The 6,730-nt window shown below is 40.3% G+C and carries 7 protein-coding genes; 1 reads left to right on the forward strand and 6 read right to left on the reverse strand.

The window, feature by feature from the left end; genetic code table 11:
- Nucleotides 1–13: 13 nt before the first annotated feature.
- Together lepA and GBN19_RS10320 are read right to left on the reverse strand one after the other, a co-directional pair.
- Complete coding sequence (lepA, locus tag GBN19_RS10315) at nucleotides 14–1,834, reverse strand: translation elongation factor 4 (RefSeq protein WP_151710425.1); 1,821 nt, start codon at nucleotides 1,832–1,834, stop codon at nucleotides 14–16.
- A 148-nt stretch (nucleotides 1,835–1,982) separates the two neighbouring features.
- Entirely contained in the window at nucleotides 1,983–2,438 is a 456-nt protein-coding gene (locus tag GBN19_RS10320) for an acyl-CoA thioesterase (RefSeq protein WP_151710426.1), read from the reverse strand.
- Nucleotides 2,439–2,516: 78 nt separating this feature from the next.
- Here GBN19_RS10320 and GBN19_RS10325 point away from each other — a divergent pair, with 78 nt between their 5' ends.
- Nucleotides 2,517–3,107 (forward strand): uracil-DNA glycosylase family protein, encoded by a 591-nt coding sequence (locus tag GBN19_RS10325; protein ID WP_151710427.1) that lies wholly within the window; start codon nucleotides 2,517–2,519, stop codon nucleotides 3,105–3,107.
- A 70-nt stretch (nucleotides 3,108–3,177) separates the two neighbouring features.
- On the opposite strand, the gene GBN19_RS10330 is transcribed toward GBN19_RS10325, so the two are convergent.
- The 4 genes from GBN19_RS10330 to GBN19_RS10345 all read right to left on the reverse strand — a co-directional run bounded on the left by GBN19_RS10330 (nucleotide 3,178) and on the right by GBN19_RS10345 (nucleotide 6,431).
- Nucleotides 3,178–3,921, reverse strand: coding sequence for an amino acid ABC transporter ATP-binding protein (locus GBN19_RS10330; protein ID WP_151778075.1), 744 nt, complete (start codon nucleotides 3,919–3,921; stop codon nucleotides 3,178–3,180).
- 16 nt (nucleotides 3,922–3,937) lie between these two features.
- The gene (locus tag GBN19_RS10335; protein ID WP_151778076.1) at nucleotides 3,938–4,615 is read right to left on the reverse strand and encodes an amino acid ABC transporter permease; all 678 of its coding nucleotides are present in this window, start codon (nucleotides 4,613–4,615) and stop codon (nucleotides 3,938–3,940) included.
- A 1-nt stretch (nucleotide 4,616) separates the two neighbouring features.
- A complete protein-coding gene (locus GBN19_RS10340) occupies nucleotides 4,617–5,459 on the reverse strand; it encodes an amino acid ABC transporter permease (protein ID WP_151778077.1) in 843 nt (280 codons plus the stop codon).
- Nucleotides 5,460–5,537: 78 nt separating this feature from the next.
- Entirely contained in the window at nucleotides 5,538–6,431 is an 894-nt protein-coding gene (locus tag GBN19_RS10345; protein WP_151710431.1) for an amino acid ABC transporter substrate-binding protein, read from the reverse strand.
- Nucleotides 6,432–6,730: the final 299 nt, after the last annotated feature.

A 6,730-nucleotide genomic window follows, 5' to 3' on the forward strand; every position in this document is an offset into this window, starting at 1 on the left:
TTCCTAAAGACACTTACTTTTTATCAACTTGTAAAACGGCTAAGAAGGCTTCTTGTGGGATTTCAACACTTCCCACTTGCTTCATACGCTTTTTACCTTCTTTTTGTTTCGCAAGCAATTTTTTCTTACGGGATACGTCACCACCATAACATTTTGCCAACACATTCTTACGCATTGCTTTCACAGTTGAACGCGCAATAATCTGCGCACCAATCGCAGCTTGAATGGCGACATCAAACATTTGACGTGGAATCAATTCTTTCATTTTTTCAACGAGAGCATTACCACGGTAACGGGCATCATTACGATGACAAATCATGGCTAAAGCATCGACTTTATCACCATTAATCAAGACATCAACTTTCACCAAGCTTGCGCTTTCGAAGCGTACAAAGTTGTAATCTAAAGATGCAAAGCCACGTGAACATGACTTCAAGCGGTCAAAAAAGTCCATGACCACTTCAGCCATTGGAATATCAAAGGTAATTGAGACTTGGTTACCCAAGAATTTCATATCTTTTTGAACACCACGACGTTCAATACACAACGTCATGACATTACCTAAATATTCTTGAGGAACAAGGATATGACATTCTGCAATTGGCTCACGCAAATCTTCAACCGTTGAACCATCTGGCATTTTTGACGGGCTGTCGATGTAGATCGTTTCGCCTGCTTTGGTCAATGCTTCATAAATTACGGTTGGCGCTGAGGTAATCAGGTCTAAATCGTACTCACGCTCTAAACGTTCTTGTACGATTTCCATGTGTAACATGCCTAAGAAGCCACAGCGGAAACCAAAACCTAAAGCATCTGAACTTTCAGGTTCAAAGAACAACGCTGAATCGTTGATTTGAAGTTTTTGCAACGCTTCACGGAACGGTTCAAAATCACTTGAATCGATTGGGAATAAACCTGCATAAACCTGAGGTTTAACCTTTTTAAATCCAGGTAAAGTTGCCACTTCTGGTGTTGATGCAAGTGTGATGGTATCACCCACTGGCGCACCAAAAATATCTTTAATCCCTGCAATCACGAAGCCTACTTCGCCCGCTTCAAGCATATCTGTTTCGGTATGTTTTGGATTAAAAATACCGACAGAAGTCACAGGGTGTACTTGACCTGTCGATTTAACCAACATACGGTCACCCTTACGGATACGACCTTGCTTGATACGAACCAGTGACACGACACCTAAGTAGTTATCGAACCATGAGTCAACAATTAAAGCTTGTAGTGGCGCATCACGCTCACCTTCAGGCGCAGGGATCACATCAACGAGACGCTCCAATACACCTTCAACGCCTAAGCCTGTTTTTGCTGAACAGGTTGGGGCATCAGTCGCTTCAATCCCAATAATTTCTTCAATTTCGTGGATGACACGCTCAGGTTCAGCCTGCGGTAAATCGATTTTATTAAGAATAGGAAGAACTTCTAGACCTTGCTCAATCGCGGTATAGCAGTTTGCAACAGACTGCGCTTCAACACCTTGTGCAGCATCGACCACCAGCAATGCACCTTCACATGCAGCCAAAGAACGTGAAACCTCATAAGAGAAGTCGACGTGTCCTGGCGTGTCAATGAAGTTCAGCTGGTATTCTTGACCATTTGGATGCGTATAGTACAGTGTTACAGAAGCCGCTTTAATGGTAATCCCACGTTCACGCTCAAGCTCCATCGAGTCTAAGACTTGAGCCTGCATTTCACGCTCTTGTAATCCGCCACACATTTGAATGAAACGGTCAGCCAAAGTCGACTTACCATGGTCAATATGTGCAATGATACTGAAGTTGCGGATGTTTTTGATATCAACAGATTTTTTAGCTTGCGCCATGGGCTACCTTAAGAAATTGAAAATCGCTATGTACGCTAAAAATCATGTTGTACACAGCACAAACTGTTAACGAAATTGCGAGGATTATAGCAGATGGATATTTTAAAGTATCCATTATTTAAACTGACAGCGTTGATTCGCTGAAAAATTAGGAAGCTTCAGTTTTATCTGAAAAATCATAAGGATTAATTTCTGGGTCAAGCGGTTGGTATGCATTTAAAAATGTCGGAGACATCCGCTTTGGACGACCTGTAGAAATTTCGATACACGTCCATTTGGTTTTAGCCAGAAACACAACCGCCTGATCACTGGGTCTAAAAAAAGCATATTCGCGAAATGAATACATCGCACTAAGATCAGAAAACCAAGTTCTTAAAATCAGTTCTTCACCCGCCAAAACTGCCTTACGATATTGCATTTGATGCTCAACAGCAACCATTGCATGTTTCATTTGCATATATTGCTCGAGTCCTACGCCTAAAGCCGCAATATGGGCATGGGCAACATCTTGCATCCAACTGACATACACCACGTTATTCACATGCCCAAGCAAGTCAATGTGTTCAGGCTGAACCTGTATTGGCAAATCAAAAAAAGTGGTCATATCCCTGTATCATCATTTTTTATCAAAGCCGCTATTTTGCTACACTGTTTATGGCTTCTGCAAGAATTGAACAAAATCATGTCTATCTCTGTGACTGAAACACACCCTTTAACACCTTTTCTGCCTCAACAAGCCAAGTTATTGATGCTTGGTAGTTTTCCACCGCCACAAAATAAATGGAAAATGCAATTCTACTACCCAAATTTTCAAAATGACATGTGGCGAATTATGGGAATCTGCTTCTTTAACGATAAAAACCATTTTCTAGATCTCGCCAATAAAAATTTCTTTCAGCAACAGATTGAAGATTTTCTCAATGAAAAAGGTATTGCTATTTTTGATGCAGCTTGTGAAGTCATTCGACTCAAAGGTAATGCTTCAGATCAGTTTTTACAGGTTGTACGCGCAACAGATTTATCAGTTTTGCTCAAGCAAATCCCTGAGTGTCATAGCATCATGACCACAGGGGACAAAGCCACAGATACATTGATGACCAATTTCCCCAAAAACAGCGTTAAACCACAATTTAACCAGCCCAGTCAGGTCGATTTTCTTGATCGGTCACTCAATTTATATCGACTCCCCTCTAGCTCGCGAGCATATCCACTAGCTTTAGAAAAGAAAGCTGAAATTTATGCTAATTTTTTCAACAAAATTGGTTTGATCTAAATTTACTGCACATTAAAAAACCACAATACACTTTCGCATATTGTGGTTTCTTCCCCGTCAAGCTTTTAACTTAGTGAACAGCTTGAATTTTATCTAAGAACTGTTTGGCACGTTCATGGCGTGCGTCCAGATTCCCAAAGAACTCTGAAGTAGCACAATCTTCTAGAATCTGACCTTGATCCATAAAAATCAAACGATTAGATACTTTTCTAGCAAAGCCCATTTCATGGGTAACACACATCATGGTCATGCCTTCATTGGCAAGCTGCACCATGACATCGAGAACTTCACCCACCATTTCAGGGTCAAGTGCTGACGTTGGTTCATCAAACAACATACAGATTGGATCCATACACAAACCACGTGCAATTGCGACACGTTGTTGCTGACCACCTGAAAGCTGACCTGGAAATTTGTCTTTATGTGCCAATAAGCCTACACGCTCAAGGTACTGAGTGGCTTTGGCACGTGCATCGGCGATGTTGCGTTTTAGTACTTTGACTTGTGCAATGGTCAAATTTTCCAACACAGTCATGTGCGGAAACAACTCAAAGTGCTGAAATACCATTCCGACACGTGAACGAAATTGGGCAAGATTGGTTTTTGGGTCTTTGAGTGAAACACCATCAACAATAATGTCGCCTTTCTGGAATGGTTCAAGCGCATTCACCGTTTTAATCAGTGTTGATTTTCCTGAACCCGAAGGACCACAGACGACAACGACATCGCCTTTTTCAATTGTGGTTGTACAATCTGTGAGAACTTGGAAATCACCATACCATTTAGAGATATGTTGAATGTCGATCATAGGCATTTTGCTATCTCCTAAATTAGCGAATAATGGCAATTTTTTCTTGTAAGCGTTTGACGAGTTTGGACAGGCAGAATGATGTACAGAAGTACACGATAGCAACAACGAGATAGAAAGTTGCTTTGGTTTCTGGCCCATAAGTATTGGCAAGTGTGTCAGCATTACCCAAGAAATCAGGTGCGCTAATTACATAAACCAATGACACGTCTTGGAACAAGATAATGGTTTGAGTTAGCAAAACTGGAATCATGTTGCGAAAAGCTTGTGGCAAGACAACGTAACGCATGGATTGCCCATAGGTAAAACCCAGTGCATAACCCGCAAATACCTGTCCTTTAGAAACTGACTGAATCCCCGAACGCACAATTTCTGAAAAGAATGCGGCTTCAAAAACGGCAAAGGTCACCACGCTCGAAAAGAGTGGCCCATAATAAGTATCTGACTGAAATTCAAAAACTTTAGGCAGCAAAAAGTAAAAAATAAAGATAACCTGAATCAGTGGAATACCACGAAAACAGTCAACATACAGCTTAGAAAAATTACGTGCGAACCAATTGTTGGATAAACGCATCATTGCAAGCGGCGTACCAATCATGATACCGCCGATCATCGCCAGTAATGATACTGTCACAGTAAAGCCCAAGCCTTTAAGTAAGGCATGTGTGACATCAGCATGTTGTAATAAACTAAAATCCATCTTACTTACCCCCCGAGCCTAAACCAGGGACTGACATGCGTTTTTCAATCCATGCCATAAATGCTTTGATGGTATAGGTAATAATCAGATAAACAGGGGTAGATAAGATCAAAATGACGATATCTTGGGAGGTTTCTTCACGCATAGTTTTGGTATAAGCGAAGAAATTCAATACACTAAGCGCATATAATACTGCTGAGTTTTTGAAAATGTTCATGGACTCAGACGTAATGGTTGGCCAAACAATACGATAAGCAACAGGTAGAATGACATAACGGTAACTTTGTGCAGTGGTAAAACCCATTGCAGAAGCTGCAAACTTTTGACCACGTGGCACAGTTAAAATGCCTGCACGAATTTGCTCAGACATACGCGCTGCGGTATATAAACCTAGCGCCATAACACCAATGCTAGCAGGGTTCTGATTGAGCAGGTTTTTCCACCAACCACCTGCAACAACCTCACCACTACCCGCACTCAAGCTTTGCGGTAAAAATTCGGGAAAGACAAATGCCCAGAAAAAAAGCTGAACAATTAATGGGATATTACGAAAAATTTCAACGTAGAGATTACCAATAGCGGCAAGCGGTTTGTTGGGTAGCGTCCGTATAACACCCAGCAACGAACCTAAAAAAAATGCAATCACAAATGAAAGTAGAGCTGTCCAAAGCATGGTCACCACGCCATTGCCAAGCATCTGCAACCATGTTGGTGCTTCAGCCAACTGCGAATAGCTTGTACCACCAATATGTTGACATACTGTTTCAGCCCACTGTGCTTTCTCGACACCATATTCATTTGATGCTGAACAAAAAGTTGTCCAATTTAATGAGCCAAGAGACATACATTCACCTTATAAAAACTATAAACCGATCACCCTGCTCTCCATAGCGGGTGATCAGTAACATCCTGTTATTGCAGTTTAAATACCTGCATCAGTCGGACGAGCTTTTAACTTTTTAAATGATGCACTTGGAGCCATGTTCAAGTTTACATTTTTAGGTGGGATTGGAGATTGGAACCATTTTTTATAAAGTTTATCCATTTGACCTGTTTTCCACATACCTGTGACGACTTTGTCTGCAACTGCTTTAAATTTCGGGTCACCTTTTGGCAACATAATGCCGTAAGGTTCAGATGAGAGTACAGGTCCAACAATTGCAAATGATTTAGGATTTGAAGATTTTGCAATCAAGCCAGCCAAGATATTGTCATCCATAACAAATGCTGCTGCACGACCAGAAGCCAACATAGCAAATGAGTCAGCATGGTCTTTACCATAAACATTTTGTACGTTTACAGCTTGACCTTTTTCATTCATTTTGATGTATTTATCAGAAGTTGTACCTTGTGTAGTCACAACTGCTTTACCATCTAAATCACCAATACTTTTAACATTTGTGCCTGCTTTTACAGCCATACGCACTTCTGTTGCATAGTAATTGGTTGAGAAGCCCACTTGTTGCTGACGCTGTAAAGAGTTGGTCGTTGTACCACATTCCATGTCAATATTGCCTGCCAACAGTTCAGGAATACGGGTTGATGAAGTTACAGCCTTATATTCAACCTTAAGGTTCGGCATTTTCAATTCTTTTTTGATTTCATTCGCCACGTTGTTACAGATATCAACTGCATAGCCAACTGGTTTTCCTGCCACAACATAAGAAATCGGATCTGATGATTCACGATGGCCAATCACAATTTTACCAGTCGCTTTAATTTTGGCTAGTGTATCTGCCGCTTGGACTTGGCTCGCTCCTCCCATCATACAAAGCATTAAGGTTGAGGTAAGTACTGATTTGGAAGAAAGTTTCATATTCACTCCTGTGATGAATCGTTTGTTTTAGCTTTTGTTTATCCAATCGATAGATTTGGCTAAATACCTGCATATCCCAAGCAAATATCAAGCCAATGTTTAGTAATTTATAAATTCAAATTACTAATCATATTTTTATACCCAATTTAGTGCATTGAGTGAAACAAAATATTACCAATTTAGACTTTAGTCTAAGTTTTATACATTAACAAAATTTTTCTTTTTTAAAAACAATAAGGTAATTTTCAAGCAATTATTATCATTTCAATAAAAAACAAGATATATATCAAAATAAATAT

Origin of the sequence: Acinetobacter brisouii, assembly GCF_008993995.1 — a bacterium.
GTDB classification, from domain to species: domain Bacteria; phylum Pseudomonadota; class Gammaproteobacteria; order Pseudomonadales; family Moraxellaceae; genus Acinetobacter; species Acinetobacter brisouii_A.

Bases quoted from the DNA above. Each gene is read 5' to 3' on its own strand.
- lepA (WP_151710425.1), bottom strand. From the start codon at position 1,834: ATGGCGCAAGCTAAAAAATCTGTTGATATCAAAAACATCCGCAACTTC.
- GBN19_RS10320 (WP_151710426.1), bottom strand. From the start codon at position 2,438: ATGACCACTTTTTTTGATTTGCCAATACAGGTTCAGCCTGAACACATT.
- GBN19_RS10325 (WP_151710427.1), top strand. From the start codon at position 2,517: ATGTCTATCTCTGTGACTGAAACACACCCTTTAACACCTTTTCTGCCT.
- GBN19_RS10330 (WP_151778075.1), bottom strand. From the start codon at position 3,921: ATGCCTATGATCGACATTCAACATATCTCTAAATGGTATGGTGATTTC.
- GBN19_RS10335 (WP_151778076.1), bottom strand. From the start codon at position 4,615: ATGGATTTTAGTTTATTACAACATGCTGATGTCACACATGCCTTACTT.
- GBN19_RS10340 (WP_151778077.1), bottom strand. From the start codon at position 5,459: ATGTCTCTTGGCTCATTAAATTGGACAACTTTTTGTTCAGCATCAAAT.
- GBN19_RS10345 (WP_151710431.1), bottom strand. From the start codon at position 6,431: ATGAAACTTTCTTCCAAATCAGTACTTACCTCAACCTTAATGCTTTGT.